Here is a 15,795-nt window from a genome sequence, read left to right as displayed (position 1 = left end):
ACGTAGATGCGGTCGGCGTGGCGGACGTTGGCCAGCCGGTGGGTGATCAGGATGGTGATGCGGTGTCCCTGCCGGTCGCGGATGGCCTGGAAGAGGGCGTCCTCGGCGCGGGGGTCGAGGGCGGAGGACGGCTCGTCCATGATGAGCAGGTCGGCGTCGCGGAGGAAGCCGCGGGCGGCGGTGATGCGTTGCCACTGGCCGCCGGAGAGGTCCTGCCCGTTGGCGAAGGTGCGGTCGAGCAGGGTTTCGTATCCGTGCGGCAGTTCGGTGATCATGTCGTGGGCGACGGCGCGGGCGGCGGCGCCCTCGATGCGGTCCTGTCCGGGCGTCGTGCTGATGTCGCCGATGGCGATGTTCGTGGCGGCGGTGAAGGGCCACTTGTGGTACTCCTGGGTGACCACGGCGATGCGGGCCCGCAGCGTGTCGGTGTCCCAGTCGCCGGTGGGGCGGCCGTTGTAGCGGATGGTCCCGGCGGTGGGGGTGCGCAGGGTGGCGATCATGGCGGCGAGGGTCGACTTGCCGGAGCCGTTCTCCCCGACGAACGCCACCGTCTGGCCGGTCTCGATGGTCATGCTCACCTCGTCGACGGCTGCCGTGTCGCGGTCGGGGTAGCGCAGGCTGACCGCGTCGACGCTCACCTCGCGCAACCGGTCGGCGGGCGCGGTGTGTGGGTTGATGGTGGTAGCGGGTGGCAGGTAGTCGGCGGCGCGGGCCATGAAGCCGGTGTAGTCACGGAAGTGCTGCCCTTCGGTGTAGGCGCGATCGATCTGGAAGGTGACCACGGCCAGGGAGCGTTGCGCGGACTGCACGGCGATGACGCAGGTCGCGGCGGCGGCGAGGGGGATCTGCCCGTCGATGAGCAGCACGCCGAGCAGGACGTAGACGGCGGCGGTGGCGATCCCGCCGATCATCGCGCCGACGGTGGTGGTCGTGGTGACCCTGCGGGCCAGCGCGAGTTGGATGCCGGTCTCGACGTTCATGACTCGGTCGTACTGGTCGAGCAGGAACCGGCGTAGGCCGTAGGAGCGTAGTTCGGGGGCGGAGTCGCGTTCGGCCATGAGCTGGTGCAGCAGCCACAACCGGCGGCGTCGTACGGATCCGGCGGCGTAGGTCTGGTAGCGCAGGTGCCCGGCGCGCAGCGACGCCCACCCGTTCGGGACGGTGGCGACCAGCAGGGCGAGCAGCAGCAGCGGGTGGATCACCGCGACGGCGACCGCGACGGCGAGGACGCCGGCCAAGCCGGCGAGTAGGTTCATGGATGCCTGCACGAGACCGGTGGTGGAGTCCGCGCCACGGGAGGCGCGTTCCATGTCGTCGGCGAACGCGTCGGCGTCGAACGCCTCCAACCGCACCGCCGTGGTCACCTCGAACAGGCCCCGTTCGACCTCGCGGTCGACCTTCGGGGTCAGGCCGTTCTGTGCGTATCCCATCGCGGTGGCCATGCCGGCGCGCAGCGCGGTCACCGCCGCGAGGGCGACCAGGGCGGGCAACGCGGCGATCACCTTGTCAGCGGTGGGTCCGCCGGCGAACAGTTCCACCAGCACCCGCTGTGTCGCGAGGAGCCCGAACGCCGACATCACCCCCGCGCCGACCGTCGTCGCTGCCACCACCGACGTTCGGACCCGGTCGGCACGCCAGCTCACCACGAGAGCGGCCCCGATCAGACGGGGCAGTTCGGAGAAGACGGCGAACAGTCCGGCCTGCGCCCGAGCGCGTACGCCGGTCTCCCACCACATCTCCCGCAACTCCGGCAACACCGAGTCCCGCGGCGCCGGGTCCGGCGGGGATGGTGTGGGCTGGTCGGTCTGGGACACGGGTACCTCCCGGGAATGGTGAGCGGAACTCGTGCGGTTCCGCGTGTGGACCGGAGGGCGGCAGGTGAAATGCCACTGGCGCGATGGAGGGTTGCGGTGGGGCGGCGATGGAGTCAGCGGCGATTCGCGATCAGATCCTCCGAGCCCGTGTTCGAAGTTGCGGGTGGACCCGTTGGCGTGTGCGTGGACGTTTCGGTGACCTGCCAGGCCCGCAGCGGCGGTAGCCGCAGTGCGGCCTCCGGCGGGGTCGGGCCCGGGCCCCGCTCCAACTCGTCGGTCGGCATCGTGGTTCGTCCCGCCTGGCCACCGTCCTGGGCGCCGCTGCCTTCGTAGGCGAATGACTCTCTCGGCGCGACCGATACGTGGTGGCACCTGTCGACCACGAGCAGCCGGCCCCGCGACAGATCCAGCCCGAGTTCCTCGCAGCCACGCCGGGCCGACGCCTGGCAGGGATACCCGTCGGCCTCGACGCAGCCGCCGGGAATCTCCCCCGACGTCTGGCAGGTCAGGTCGGCTCGACTGCAGAATCCGTCGTTCGGATAGACGACCAGCGACCAACCGCTTACGAGACAGACCAACGATGAAGCCGAGACGTCCGGAGGGCATGGATTCGACCGTAAGACGCCCACCACACGACACGCCCGCAACAGCGCGCCACGACATAGTCGGCAGACTCCGACACCAACTCCGACAGAATTTCGACAGCGCGAGCCGGTCATGGGCTACCGCCAACCTCCACAATCAGCAGGGCGCCGGCCGGGATGTGCCGGGCATGCTGGCGGATCCGCCGTTGTGGGTCCGGGTGAGCACCGGCAGGAGTTGGCTGCCGGTGAAGCTGGGGATGACGGTGTGCGGCGGCTGCGGCTGTGGCGGTGTGGGCACGGTGACTAGGGCGATCGGTTTGTTTGGTCGCAGCGGTTGCGGCCGGTGGAGCAGATCGGCGTCAGCGATGAGCAGCAACGCCTCCCTGTTACCGGGGTAGGTCAACGGTGTCCACCTCCATCCGCTGGCCGTCTTGGTTGTCGTGGGAAGGTTCGCGGCGTTGCGGCGAGCTCCTCCCGTCTCGTCGCGTAGCGTCGAGGTGGGACGTGAGTGGTGTTGGCCTGCACTCTGGGACGGGTGATTGTGACCGCGAAGCCGACTATCGCCGCGCTGGCGGTCGTTCCCATCGACTCGGGCGAGGTGGTGTTTGTGCGCCAGCAGCGGGGTCCCTACGCGGGTTGGCTGCTGCTGCCGGGCGGCAAGGTGGAGTTCGGGGAGTCGGCGCAGGAGGCGGCCTGCCGGGAGACGGTGGAGGAGGCTGGCTTCGAGGTCGGCGAGCTGACGCCGACCGGGGTGTACGAGATCCGCGCCGAGGACGGTTCCTACCACTTCGTGATGTTCGCGTTCCGTGCCGGCACCGCGATACGGGTCGCGGCCGGCGGGCATCACGTGGACGGGGTCCTGCAGGCACCGGTTGATGAGGTGCAGCCGCATCCGACGGTGATGCGGATCCTCAACGACGCCGGTGTCGCCCGGTACCCGACGCGGGAGATCGAGGAAGGCCTGCGGCGGGACGGGATCCTGATGCGGGGACATCCGATCGCAGCGCAGCCCGTCGTAGTCTGAGAGAGATCAGTGGTACAGGTGTCCCAACAGGGCGCCTTGGCCGGACTGGAGGATGTGGGCGGCCTCGATTGGGATCCAGAAGCACTCGAAGTGCGTGGGCTTCTGCTTCCCGTCGTGGTCCTCCTTGCTCATCCACCGCTCTGGCGCCGACTCGCTCAGCTCCAGGTGGAAGACGTGGCGATGCTGGCGTTCGAACCGGTATGGGCTGATGTCGTACTCGGTCTCGCCGAGCTTCCGCACGAGTTTGAAGTCTTTCAAGCCGGTCTCCTCCTGAGCCTCGCGAAGCGCAGCCGCTTCCGGCGTCTCGCCTGCGCGGATGCTGCCGGCCGGGACCTGGATGCCGACTTCCTCGTAGCTGTAATCGGTGTGCCGGAAGACCAGCAACTTTCCGTCACGAACGATGTAGCACAGGACCTTCTCTTTAGTGACCTTCTCGGGCACCAACAGTACCTCTTATCCGTCGTGGGAACCGGACGCGCTCAGCAGCGCCGGCACTGCGACATATGGCCGCGCCCGGCCCCTGGCGTCCGGACATCCGATCGTTCAGGCAAACCGGCTTGAGTCTAGGACTCGCTACCGGCGTTGCAGAATCGGAGTGGTCGATAACGCGTTGCGGACAACCGGAGTTGCGGGCGTTTGTAGGCGTGCAGGTAGACCTCATGGTTGATCTCTGGGATGTGGGAGGGGCGGCCTGCCGCGGTTATCTGCAGAAATTTGTCAGGCGATGCGTCAAAACCAGCAGGAGTTTGCTTTGCGATTAAGCCTAAACATCTCGCTCTCTCATCTCGACTTACCTCTTCTTGATCGACTGACAGCAGCCGTGAATGCGGGGTTCGATGCATTGAGATCTGGTGGCCGTTCGAGCAGCCGAACCCCTCCTCGTGAAGGCCTGGCGGCTCTGGTGTCGGCGATCAGCTCGGCTGGCCTGAGGTTGGCGCTGTTGAACCTCGACAGAGGCAAGCTGGGTGCTGGTGAGCGAGAATCTTGTCGAACCCTCAGGAAGCTGGCTGCTCTCGCGCCAACCTGCAATCTGCTCTATGGCTGGCCGAGAAGACCGGACGCTGGGTTCAAGATTCGCTGTATGGGGAACGAATCCCGGGTTGGATGCGAGGTTGGCGGATGATGCACTGCGGCCACCCCGAGCCGGCGCTGCACATGGCGCTCACGGCGGCGAGAGGAAGTGAGACCCAGACGACGTCGGCCGTGGGATCCGCGCTGCACGCTGTGGTGGCCCGCGCGTTGAGGTGCAAGCCGACCTTGAGCCAGTGGTAGCTGAGAACGCACGCACTCGCCGAACTCACGAATCTCCGGCTCACACCGAACTGGCTGCCGTTTGATCCCCTTGGTTGGGCGCCGTAGCTGTCATCACGAAACGGTAGTGGGCGAGCTCCGCCTCCAGCGCACCTCCCGCCATCGGGGAGGTCGCCACATAGTGACCGACGTCGGGGAGAAGCAGCAGTTCGTGGGGCGTACCATGAGCTGTCAGTTCATCGGCGAGTTTTCGCACATCCTCGACCACCGCCACGTTATCGGTGGTGCCATGAATTAGTAGCACCGGCCGCTGGATGATTGCGGATCGGACTCGTCCGGCACCGCCTTGTAGCCGTCTGGCGTGCGCGCGCTGGAACCGAGGCACGGTTTCCGCCCACCGGTCTGGGTCCACGATCGTTGAAACGGCCGTGGCGGCGGCGAACGGACCGTTCTGCGCCACCGCGTGCAGGGCCGTGTATCCGCCGGCACTGGCGCCACGGATGAAGACTTGCCCCGGCACGGCTCGTCCTGTTGCCAGCAGATGGTCCGCCACTGCAGTGCAGTCAGCGACGTCGTCGAGGCCCCAACGGCCGTAGAGCGACTCCCGGAAGGCCCGACCGTACCCGGTGCTGCCAAGGTAGTCGACGTCCACGACGGCGAACCCCCGACTGGTGAAGAACTGTGCCTGCCAGTCCAGGCGCAGCAGGCAGGAGGCGGTAGGTCCAGGATGCGCTCGAACGATCACGGGTGCCCGCCAGTCTGCCGCCGAGGCCGTCGGCGGATACACCAGGGCAAGTACCTCTCGATCGCCCGCGACATGAACCCGTAGCTCCGTCGGAGTCGATACCTGCGTCCCCTCGAGTTCGGCATGCTCCGAACGGGCGAGTACCTCCACCTGTGGATCGGCGGCCGTGCCCAAGTGCACGAGCGCAACCTGTGGAGCTGCGGTTGGCGACGACCCGATCAATGCCACCGTCGCCCCCTGCACAGCCAGGAAGGGCTTGATCGACGTATACGGTACGTGCACCGGGCGAGTGGTGCTGTCGGGGTCGATGACGACAAGGCGGTGTCTCGGCCCCTCCTGCACTGCCAGGACGATCCGGCCGTCGTCAAGGAAGTCGTACGACGTGTAACCCAGCTCCCACGGCTCTGCGGCGCACTCACCCGTGATAGGTGCTACCGGCTGAACCTGGTGACCGTCCCATCGGTAAAGGTTCCGCCAGCCGCTACGGTCGGACACGAAGTACAACGCGCCGTCAGGCCCCCACCTTGGCTCCACCGCCGACTCGTCGGAGCCTCCGGCCAGCTTCGTCGGGTCCTCCGGATTGCCAAGCGGCGAGTAGGAAGCTACCCATACCTCGCACGCATCCCAGGGCATGTCACGGTCGCTCCAAGCGGTCCAGGCCAACGACTCTGGACCTGGCCGAGGCGCGCCGAGAAATCCTCGGGATGCGGTGAGAGTTCGCATCTGCGGAGCACCCGTGAGTGACACCGCGATGAGGTCGTCACCATGCTCCGACTCCCGAACAGCCAGTAGCTCGCCATTGCCGATCGTCAGGTCGCCGAAGGATCCCGGACTGACCAACTCGAGTTCATCGTTGTGATGACGGCCCCGGTAGAGGCCGTCGCTGCCGATGCACCACAATGTTCCGTCCGCGACGGCGAACGACCCGCCACCGTAGGCGTGAACGCCGCTGGTGATGTCGAAGTTGTCCGGGCTGACGTCATGCATGCCCTCGCCGGGCCGCCAGCGCGTCACTGTCGCAACCCCGCCAGCCTCGGGGCGAGTCTCCAACCAGTGCAGGGCTCCATCGCCGGCACGCAGTTGGTCGTAGCTCACAGAGGCGCGGACCGCGTCCTCCATCGTGACGGCAGCGCTCCTGTCCGCCAGCCTCACGGGTCCTCCTCGAACAACTTCCGTGTGCGCCCGACCCGGACGGCTACGGTCCTCGTCAATTGGCCTCCCAGGCACCGGCAACGGTGCAGCGAAGTTGCCGTGCCGCCGGGCCGGCGCGAGTGCTGCTAGACAAGGCCGACTGTACGCCCAAATATCCCCGTCCCTGGCGCTGGAGATTCCACTCAAACCGTGTCGGCTAATTCCCTCTTGGCGGCGAAACGCTGATGCGGAAAACGGTGATTGTCCGCTTTTCCCGTCTCGACCAAGTCATCTGACTCGATCAACCATTCGGATCGTAAGGCCATTCGCAGGTTGCCCAAGGACGAATGTTGCGCCGCCACGCGGAGATTCGGCCCAAGTCGCTGGGAGCACGGGTCGACGGTCATCGCGGCTCTCCCGTGGCGGGCCAGGTGATGGTGATCGTGGTGTGGCGGCGGGCGATGAGCAGCTGGGGTCGGTCGGGCGTGGGTGGGTGTGTGCCGGTGGGGTGTGCGGTGATCTTCGGGCCGGGACCGTGCCGGTGGTCGTGGTCCCAGACCGTGATGAGGTCGAGCATGTCGGTGGTGAGGGTGTCGGCATGGGGTCCGAAGCCGTGGGTGCCGAACTGCCAGGTGGTGTCGTCGAGTTTCCGCATGGCGAGGTAGGCGAGGCTGTCGGTGGTGAGCAGGGTCGGGCAGACGAATCGGTCTTGGGGGTCGACGAGGCCGGCGGTGCGCTCGCGGTCTACGGCGAGAACGCCGAAGGGGCGGGGCTGGCTGGCCAGCCACAGGTGCAGCGACTCGAAGGAAGAGCCGTCCTGCATGGTGATGGTGACCGGCGACCAGGCGTCCAGCCGTGGGGTGTGCAGCGCCGAAGTGAGTGCGTCCAGGTTCGCCTCGGTGGTGGTGTCGTCCAGGATCAGGACGACATCGTCGCCGCGCAGGGGCAGACGGCGGGTGGGGCTGCGTCCGTTGCCCTGCATCGGCACGAACCCGCATTGCAGTGCCGCTGTGGCGAGAAGATGGTCGTCGTGGCGTCGTAGGGTGAGGCACCGGGTCATGCCGCGTATCCGCAGTGGCGCGATGAGAACACCGTGCGGGGCGAGTTGGTCGAGCCATGCCGGTGGGAGGTCCGCAGTCTCCACGGTGACGATGATGGCGTCGTACGGGGCGCTGGGCTGGTGTCCGTACTCACCGTCGCCCTGTACCACCGTCACCTGCCGGTAGCCGGCGCGGTCCAAACTGGTGCGGGCGCGGTCGCTGACGGCGGTGTCGATGTCGACGGTGACGACCGTGCCGTCGGGGCCGGCGACGTGGGCGATCAGCGCGGCGTTGTAGCCGCCGGAGCCGACCTCAAGGACCCGGGCGCTGGGGCGGAGTCTGGCTTGTTCCAGCATGTAGGCCTGCAGCCAGGGGGCTGACACGGAACTGGTTGCTTTCCCGGCCGGGTCGCGTTGGGTGACTACGACGTCGTCGGCGTATGCGTCTGCCAGGGTGACGGTGTCCGGCACGAACAGGTGTCGCGGTACTGCGCGGAACGCGGCGTCCACCGCGGGTGTCCGGATCCACTCTTTCTCTGACAGGTTTGCCGCCAGGGCGGCGCGCAGTTGCTCCGGTGCCGTGCTCGCGATAGCGGTATCCATGAACGCCCCTTCTCGTGAATGGGTCGGTGCGGAGAACGGTGCGGGTAACCAGCTAACGTCGTTCGAACGTGGTCGGGCTCGGGTCATCGTCGGAAGCGGGACCGGTGGATTACGGTTCCGGCCAGTCCGAGTGCGGATGCAAGCGGCTCGCGTACCGTGTCTGGCAGGTGGCCCCGGCCCAAGCCGCTCGCCGTGATCAATTGACTCAGTCGCCCTTGTTGTCGATGGCTGACGGCGGGGTGGTGGAGAAGGTCGCGTGCGGCGTGGGCGTCCTCGTCGCTGATGACGTCTGACGCCAGCCGGTCGGTCAGGTCGTCAACGACCTTGGTCGGCAGGCCAATGGCGAGATCCAGGGCCGTGAGGATGAGGCGAACGCGGAACACCGAGAGTCCAGGGGACTGCGGTACAGCCAACGCTCGGTCGATGAGTTCATCGTGGTCGGCTCGGGGGGCGTCTACCGTCAGCGTCTGCCAGCTCTTGAGGACGCCGTGCACCGCTTGCTCCCATGGCTGCTCGATCTTGGTTTCGTCGAGGAGGGCACCAGCCAGGTGTCCCTCGCCGTGCAGGAGGTGAGCCACGATCACGGCCTGTCGCCCATCGAGGAGAGTGGGGCCGATTCCGTCGTAGTGGTACACGTGGGTCAGGGCATCGTCCCAGCGTCCGACACAGGTGAGGGCGCGGGTTCCATCGGAGAGCAGGACGCTACGCAGCCACCTGATGATGTGTTCGAGCTCGTCGGGATCGGCCGGGAACTGCCCAGGATGTATCTCCAGGTCGTCAACGGAGGCACGGGTGCCGTTGACGATCGCCGCGTACAGGTCGGTGAGCAGGCGGTGTGCGCGGTCGCCGTCACCGTCGCGGATGTGCAGGCGAGCGAGATTGACGACTGGTTCGAGGGCGAACCGGGCGGTGTACCCGTCGAGGGGGGCCTGGCTGAGATAGAGGTCCGCGTGGCGGTGGCACCAGGCGCGGGCGAGTTCTGTGTCTCCGCAGTCGGAGGCGACGAGGGCAGCCCCGTTGAACACCATGGACGCCTTCTCCGGGTCGCGTTCGCGGTAGGTGGTCTCGGCGAGCCCGACGAGCCGGTCGACCCGGGAGTCCAGTGGTTTGGCAGCCGGTCGTTTCCGTGCGACGAGAGGGAAGCGCGCCGCGATGGCGGAGGCAAGAGGCGGGGGCATGGTGTCCTCATCTGCTGCGGAAGGCCGCCTGTCGGCAACGAGGCGCCCCAGCCGGTGGCCCTTCGTGGGGTCAGCTGGGCTCGTCGCGGGGCCCGCCGGGACGAGACAGGGCGCCGCCCCGGCAGGGCACGCGTTCAGAAGGAGATCGTGAGGACCGTGTCGGATCGGCTGATGCCACCACGTTCGGCAGGTCGGGTTCCTGCGCGCTGGGCGGTGACGGTGGGCTGGTTGGGGCGGCCTGCCTCGTCCCACTGGTCGAGCAGGTTGGTGAGGTCGGTGGCGAGCGTGGTGGCGTCTGGTCCGTGGGCGATCGCGCCGAGTTCGTGGTGGCCGTTGCCGACGTCTTGGAAGGCGAGGTAGGCGATGGTTGCGCCGTGGTAGATGGCGGCACCGGCCCACCGGTAGGCGGGGGTGACCAGTCCGCTGGTGCGGGCGGTGTCGCCGACGCCGAGGCGACCGAACGGCCTGTCGGTGTGCACGAGCAGCCACAGGTCGAGGTGACCGATGGGGTCTGCGTCGCTGACCTGGATGCCGGTCCAGCGTTCGAGCCGGGGGTGGCTGAGGGCGCTGCTGAGGGCGGCGCGGTCAGGCTGGTCGGTGGCGTCGAGTTTGAGGACCACGTCGGCGTCGAGGCGTACGTGGTGGTCGGTGTGCGCGGCGGTGCCGCGCATGGGGACGAACCCGCAGACCAGCGGTGTCGTAGTGCCGACCAACTGGTGGGGGGCGGTGCGGTCGAAGGCGAAGCATCGGGTCAGGCCGCTCTCGTGCACGCGCAGGGGCACGACGATGCGGCCGTCATCGGCGAGTTGATCCCACCAGCCGGCGGAGATGTCCCAGGCTCCGGCGGTGACGACGATCCGGTCGTAGGGCGCGTGAGCGGGGTGACCGAGGGCTCCGTCGCCGCGGATCACTTCGACGGTGTCGTAGCCGGCGCGGCCGAGGCTGGCGCGGGCGCCGTCGGCGAGGTCCTGGTCGAGTTCGATGGTGACGACCTTGCCGCCGGGGCTGGTCAACTCGGCGAGGAGGGCGGCGTTGATGCCGGTGGCCGCGCCGATCTCCAGGACGCGGTGGCCGGGTCGTGGGGCGAGTTGTTCGAGCATGTCGGCCACCAGGCTGGGACTCGACGCTGATGACAACGCCGCACCGTTGGGGTCCCGTTTGGTGACGATCTGGCGGCGGGTGTAGACGGTTTCCAGGTCGACACCGGGCAGGAACCGCTCCCGGGGGACCGTACGGAATGCCCGCTCGACGGTAGCGGAACGGATGTGACCGCGCTGTTCGAGAGTGCCGACGAGTTGGTCGCGGAGCACGGCGGCACTCGACGTTCCAGATTCGGTTGGGGACGTGTTCACTGCGTTCACCCTACTGTCGGTCGTTCCGGCAGGCTGGTAGCCGGTTTGGGTGTCGAACGGGTGGTGGAAGGTGACGTGCACGGCTGCCGTCGCGAGCAGCCAGGTGTCGGCGGCGGAGATGCCGAGCCGGTTGAACAGAAACAGGATGTGGTGGGTCATTACCTCGCGCAGGCCGCGGGTCAGCACGCCATGCCGGTCGAGGAAACCGAGGTCCGCGCCCGCCTGCTTGTGTGCTTGCGGGCAGCCCGGGGTGATGACCAGAGGGCTTCGGGGCGTGTCGTCGGCAGCGGTGAGCAGGCGCTGCAAAGCCCCGATCAGCCGGGGCCCGGCGCTGGGCGTTTGGCTGGCGCCGGCGCGTGGCGAGGAGCCGCCAGACGTCGCCCTGCTCGGAGAACTCCAGTCCGGCGGCGCGCATGAGGCGAGTGGTGAGCAGGACGCCGATTTCACGTCGGTGAGTGCCGCCAGCGGTGGCGAGATAGCCGAGAATGTGGCGGCTGTCGACGTGGAAAAGGGTGTGGGCGACCGTCATCGCCTGGTCCCCGCCGAAGGCGTACGCCTCAGGCCGGTAGACGGGCTCGGTGACACCGCGGATGCGGTCGTCGCTGGTAATGGAGGCGAGGAGGGCGTAGACCTGGGCGAGCGGTCGCCGGACAGTAGCCGCAGCCGCCACGTCTCGCTCTTGCGGACGAACCAGAAAGCGGTCATCGCGCCGTCGTCTTCGGTAGCGATGAGCGCGGGGGCGAGCGGCGCTGCGGCGAACTCATCAGCAGTGTGCCAGTTCGAGAAGGTCAGGTTGATCTGGTGCCACCGGTCGACGGGCACCACGTCCGATGATGGCTCGGTGCTGGTCTGGGAGCCGAGATCCACGACGCGCTCCTCCTGTGGTTGATAGAAGGCTGGTGGCCCAGCGGATGCTGGCTGGGCCACCAGCGGCCACTCCCTCGGCCACCGCCGTGGTGGTGTCGGGCGCGGTGGCCAGGTCGGCGCGGCGCAGCCGCCCGGACGTGCGCGCCCGGAAGGCCGCGAGCGCGGCCTGGCCACTGCGCTGCGCTGACCCGGCCGGACCGCCGAGTGTTTCGACTCTCCACGCTGTGGTGGGAGCCCGGACGGCGGCGAGAGTGGGATAACGGGGGGCCAAGGGTTCTTTATCCGCACCGCTGATATGTATACGAGCCCGTACCCGCTAACGTGATGGTATCGGGGATCATCGCTGGGGAGGGTTGGTGCGGCCGAGTCGACGTCCTCCCGTTGTCTTTCAGCTATCACTCCTGATCATCGCCGTCTTGCTGGAGATAGCGGTCAATTTCTTTGCCAACACCGATGCCTCGCCACTGACAGTTAGAATCCGCCAGGTCGCCGGTCCTGCGCTGATTGTCCTGCTGGTGGTGCTGATCGTTGGGAACGGCCTGCTGCTGTGGTGGGAAGCGCCTCGCAGTCCACGTCCCACATGGCGGGCGGAGCGTAGCCCTTATCCTGGGCTCTCCGCCTTCACGGAGCAGGACGCGTCTGTGTTCTTCGGCCGGGACGAGCAGGTCAATACGCTGCTTCGACGGCTGCACGAGCTGGGACTGGACGGGTCCGACAGGTTCGTCTGTGTCACCGGCGCCTCCGGCAGCGGCAAGTCATCGCTGGTGCACGCAGGCGTCGTTCCCCGGCTGCGAGGGAGCCGGTGGCACGTGCTGCCGACGGTCACGCCGGCCGGCGAACCGCTCGGAGGGCTTGCTGACCTGGCGGTCGCGTTGGGTGCCGCCAACCGGGCTGTTGCTTTGAGGGAGGTGCGGGCACGTCCGGACAGTCTCGCCCGCAACCTGGCGACCTGGCGAGCCCGAACAGGTCATCGGCTTGGACGTGTCCTTCTGATTCTCGATCAGCTCGAAGAGTTGGCCACGCTGTCCAGCGCCGCGGAACGGGCCATGTTCCTGGAACAGGTCGCGACCGCGCTAGAGGCCGACCGGAGGCTCTGGGTCATCGCGACGCTCCGTGTCGAGTTTCTCGCCGACCTGCTCGTAGGTCCGCGTCCGGAACTGTTCGCCAAACCGACTGCTCTGGGTACCATGCGATCGCGAGATCTCATCGCAGTCGTAGAGAAGCCCGCTCAGCTCGCCGGGATGCAATTCGAGGACGGCCTCGTCGAACAGATTGTCGCCGACACTGCCACGCCGGACGCGTTGCCGCTACTGGCGTACCTTCTTCAGGAGATGTACCTGGCTGCTGGACCGGGTCACGTCGCCACACGCCAGGCGTACCAAACCCTCGGTGGGGTAGCGGGGGCACTGGGCCGCCAGGCCGACATGGTCATGGCCGAGGTACGCCGAGACAGCAGCGCCGACGACGTCCTGGCCACCCTGTTGCGTCTCGTGGCGATGGAAGGAGTCGAGCCGACCCGGCGTCGAGTGCCAATGCGGGAGCTGTCCGATGACCAACGCCGGGTGATCAACGTCTTCACCGATACCCGCCTGCTGACCACCGACGTGCTCGACGGTGAACCCTATGTGCAGGTTGCGCACGAGGCCCTCTTCCGCCGCTGGGCGCCGCTGCGGCAACAGGTGGAGGCGCGAGCGGAGCAGTTGCGGCGGCGTACCGAGCTGGAGCGATGGGCGGCGGACTGGACGCATGCCGGGTGCAGCGCCGACTATCTCCTGACCGGGGAACGGCTTGCACTGGCCGGGCAGTGGCTGGAAGCGATGGAGTCCGCCGGCCAAGACAGCCCGACCGCCCGTGCCCTGGTGAACGCATCCCGGAGCCGGGACACCGCGTTCCTACACCGGGTGTCGGAAACGATCGGTCAGTTCGCGCTCGGCAACGTGGACCGCTATCCAGAGTTGGCGGTGCTGCTGACGTCGGCCGCGCTGCGAGAGTGTCCGCCAACCCCGGTTGCTCGCCGGGCACTGATGGCAGCGTTGGCGTTCAGTCACACCGAGGCAGTACTCATCGGGCATACCGACGCCGTCCGTGGCGTGGCCTGGTCACCAGACGGCACGTACCTGGCAACCGGATCCCGGGACGGCACCGCGCGGGTCTGGCACGCCGACACCGGCACAGTCGTCCGAGTGCTGCGGGGGCACACCGGCATGGTGGAGGCCGTCGACTGGTCGCCGGATTCTGCTCGGCTCGCCACCGCCTCCCGGGACGGTACGGTCCGGGTATGGGAGGCCACAACGGCAGACCTGGTCGCGGCGCTGCCCTGCGGGGACGTGGCACGCGGTGTCGCCTGGTCACCCGACGGCTCGCGTCTGGCCGGGGCGAGCCGGGACCGGACGGTCCGAGTGTGGGACACCGCGGCGTGGCAGCTCAACGCTCACCTTGTCGGCCACGAGGGAGACGTGTGGGGCCTGCGCTTCGCCCCCGACTCCCGACGGCTGGCCTCCGCCTCCCACGACCGCTCCGTCATCGTCTGGGACCTCGCCGACGGCCAGCCAGAACGGAGGTTGACCGGGCACGGTGACTTCGTCGAGGCCGTAGCCTGGTCCCCGGACGGCAACCGGCTCGTTACCGGCTCCGGTGACCAGACTGTACGGATCTGGGATGTAACGACCGGCGAGACCCGGCACGTGATTGGTGGCCAGGGATCACCGGTGTGGTCGGTCACCTGGTCCCCGGACGGTCGGACGGTGGTGTTCGGCAGCGGTGACGGCAGCATCCGTGTCTGGGACGTCCAACGGTTGCGCGAGGTGGCCGAACTCCGCGGGCACGCCCAAGGCGCCTGGTCCGTCGCACTGTCGCCAGACGGCCAGCGAGTGATCAGTGGCTCCGGTGACGGCACCGCCCGGACGTGGGCGGTCCAGCCGCGCGGAGCCGAACATCGGTTGCTGGCCGGACACGAGGGACCGATCACCGCCGTGGCGTTGGACCGGACGGCGAGAATCGTGACCGCTGGAGTCGACGGCACCGTCCGGCTGTGGCACCAAGACGGCACAGATGTCGTGGCACCCGGGCCGGAGCCGGTCGTGGCGCTCGCCTGCTCACCGACGGCCGACGTGCTCGCCGTCGCCCTGCGGGACGGCTCGATTCATCTGATCCGTGACGACGGGGACATGCGCCTCGACGGAGAGGCCGAGTCGCTGGCCTGGTCCCCGGACGGATCGCGGTTGGCGGCCGGATGCAAGGACAACACAATACGGGTGTGGGACCTGCGCGCGCGCAGTACCGCCGGCGTCCTGCGCGGACACGCAGACTGGGTAGGCGCGCTCGCCTGGTCGCCGAGCGGTCGCTACCTGGCCTCCGGCTCCGACGACCGCACCGTCCGCATTTGGGACATCGAACACCCCGGCGACAGCACGGTTCACTCCGGGCACCAGAACTACGTGGACGGACTCAGCTGGGCACCTGATGAACGTCGGCTCGCCACCTGCTCCGCAGACTGGACCGTCCGCGTCTGGGACCTCACCGGCACCGACCAGCCGCGGATACTGACCGGCCACGAGAAGCGGGTCCGCGCGGTGGCGTGGGCACCGGACGGCCGGCGGCTTGCCTCCTGCTCCGACGACCGGACCGTCCGGGTCTGGGGCATGGACGACGACCAAGGCGAGGTGATCGGCGTACACCGCGACGGCGTGACCAGCCTGGCATGGCTTCCAGACGGGCGACAGATCGTAACCGGCTCAACGGACGGCACCGCTCGCGTCTGGACGGACTCCGTTGACCTCGACAAGCTGACCGCTGTAGCCCGGACCCGGGTGTTCCGTGCGCTCACCGACGACGAACGGCAAGCCCATCTGCTCCCGGTCGAGGCGGACTCATAGCGTCTGCTCGACCTCGCGAATCTCCTCACCCACCAGGTAGTCATCCGGGTTCAGACCGAGCGTCTTACGGCGTTCCGAGGCCCAGTACGCGGCGTTGGCCTCCCCGAACGATCCTGGCCCGTCATAGGAAATGACCCAAATGTGCTGGTGACGCGTGCGGTCCTTCCAGGAGCCGTGAATCCCGAAGCCGAGATCACGGCGCAGGGGTACGACCAAACGCTGCCACCTGTCCACCCACTCGTCCAACAGTCCCTCCCGAACCGTGTAGGTCCGGATCTGCACCGTTCTTGCCACGCTCACCACCTCTCCCCAGCTGCGTCGAGGCGTTCCGC

Annotated in this window: 11 protein-coding genes; 2 read left to right on the top strand and 9 right to left on the bottom strand. The window is 67.9% G+C overall.

Annotated elements, in window-relative coordinates:
- Both GSF22_RS06225 and GSF22_RS06220 read right to left on the bottom strand, forming a co-directional pair.
- A partial coding sequence (locus GSF22_RS06225) for an ATP-binding cassette domain-containing protein (protein WP_208811776.1) occupies positions 1 to 1,814 on the bottom strand: 1,814 nt, incomplete at its 3' end.
- A gap of 741 nt (positions 1,815 to 2,555) precedes the next feature.
- On the bottom strand, positions 2,556 to 2,801 hold the full coding sequence (locus tag GSF22_RS06220; protein WP_244366379.1) for a hypothetical protein: 246 nt from the start codon (positions 2,799 to 2,801) through the stop codon (positions 2,556 to 2,558).
- A gap of 138 nt (positions 2,802 to 2,939) precedes the next feature.
- Between GSF22_RS06220 and GSF22_RS06215 the strand changes: the two genes are divergently transcribed.
- Complete coding sequence (locus tag GSF22_RS06215; RefSeq protein ID WP_307803775.1) at positions 2,940 to 3,422, top strand: NUDIX hydrolase; 483 nt, start codon at positions 2,940 to 2,942, stop codon at positions 3,420 to 3,422.
- Between the two features lie 6 nt (positions 3,423 to 3,428).
- Here GSF22_RS06215 and GSF22_RS06210 read toward each other — a convergent pair whose 3' ends face one another.
- The 6 genes from GSF22_RS06210 to GSF22_RS06185 all read right to left on the bottom strand — a co-directional run bounded on the left by GSF22_RS06210 (position 3,429) and on the right by GSF22_RS06185 (position 11,391).
- Positions 3,429 to 3,863 carry an NUDIX hydrolase gene (locus GSF22_RS06210; protein ID WP_208811775.1) on the bottom strand — a complete coding sequence of 145 codons (435 nt, stop codon included), beginning with the start codon at positions 3,861 to 3,863 and terminating at the stop codon, positions 3,429 to 3,431.
- 871 nt (positions 3,864 to 4,734) lie between these two features.
- The gene (locus GSF22_RS06205; protein WP_307803774.1) at positions 4,735 to 6,570 is read right to left on the bottom strand and encodes a S9 family peptidase; all 1,836 of its coding nucleotides are present in this window, start codon (positions 6,568 to 6,570) and stop codon (positions 4,735 to 4,737) included.
- Between the two features lie 382 nt (positions 6,571 to 6,952).
- The gene (fxlM, locus tag GSF22_RS06200; protein ID WP_244366377.1) at positions 6,953 to 8,278 is read right to left on the bottom strand and encodes a methyltransferase, FxLD system; all 1,326 of its coding nucleotides are present in this window, start codon (positions 8,276 to 8,278) and stop codon (positions 6,953 to 6,955) included.
- Positions 8,275 to 9,369, bottom strand: a complete 1,095-nt coding sequence (locus tag GSF22_RS06195) for a hypothetical protein (RefSeq protein WP_208811774.1) — start codon at positions 9,367 to 9,369, stop codon at positions 8,275 to 8,277. Before GSF22_RS06195 ends, fxlM (GSF22_RS06200) begins: the two co-directional genes overlap by 4 nt.
- Positions 9,370 to 9,503: 134 nt before the next feature.
- A complete protein-coding gene (gene fxlM / locus GSF22_RS06190; RefSeq protein WP_307803776.1) occupies positions 9,504 to 10,679 on the bottom strand; it encodes a methyltransferase, FxLD system in 1,176 nt (391 codons plus the stop codon).
- A 52-nt stretch (positions 10,680 to 10,731) separates the two neighbouring features.
- Complete coding sequence (locus GSF22_RS06185; RefSeq protein WP_307803772.1) at positions 10,732 to 11,391, bottom strand: thiopeptide-type bacteriocin biosynthesis protein; 660 nt, start codon at positions 11,389 to 11,391, stop codon at positions 10,732 to 10,734.
- A 613-nt stretch (positions 11,392 to 12,004) separates the two neighbouring features.
- On the opposite strand from GSF22_RS06185, the gene GSF22_RS06180 reads away from it, so the two are divergent.
- On the top strand, positions 12,005 to 15,463 hold the full coding sequence (locus tag GSF22_RS06180) for an nSTAND1 domain-containing NTPase (RefSeq protein WP_244366376.1): 3,459 nt from the start codon (positions 12,005 to 12,007) through the stop codon (positions 15,461 to 15,463).
- Here GSF22_RS06180 and GSF22_RS06175 read toward each other — a convergent pair.
- The gene (locus tag GSF22_RS06175) at positions 15,458 to 15,763 is read right to left on the bottom strand and encodes an NIPSNAP family protein (RefSeq protein ID WP_208811771.1); all 306 of its coding nucleotides are present in this window, start codon (positions 15,761 to 15,763) and stop codon (positions 15,458 to 15,460) included. The two genes, GSF22_RS06180 and GSF22_RS06175, sit on opposite strands and share 6 nt — an antisense overlap.
- Between the last annotated feature and the right edge of the window lie 32 nt (positions 15,764 to 15,795).

The organism is Micromonospora echinofusca (genome assembly GCF_017614955.1).
In the GTDB taxonomy this organism is placed as follows: domain Bacteria; phylum Actinomycetota; class Actinomycetes; order Mycobacteriales; family Micromonosporaceae; genus Micromonospora; species Micromonospora echinofusca_A.
Note: the sequence above shows the minus strand (reverse complement) of the source record. Positions and strands in the feature narration are given on the sequence as shown.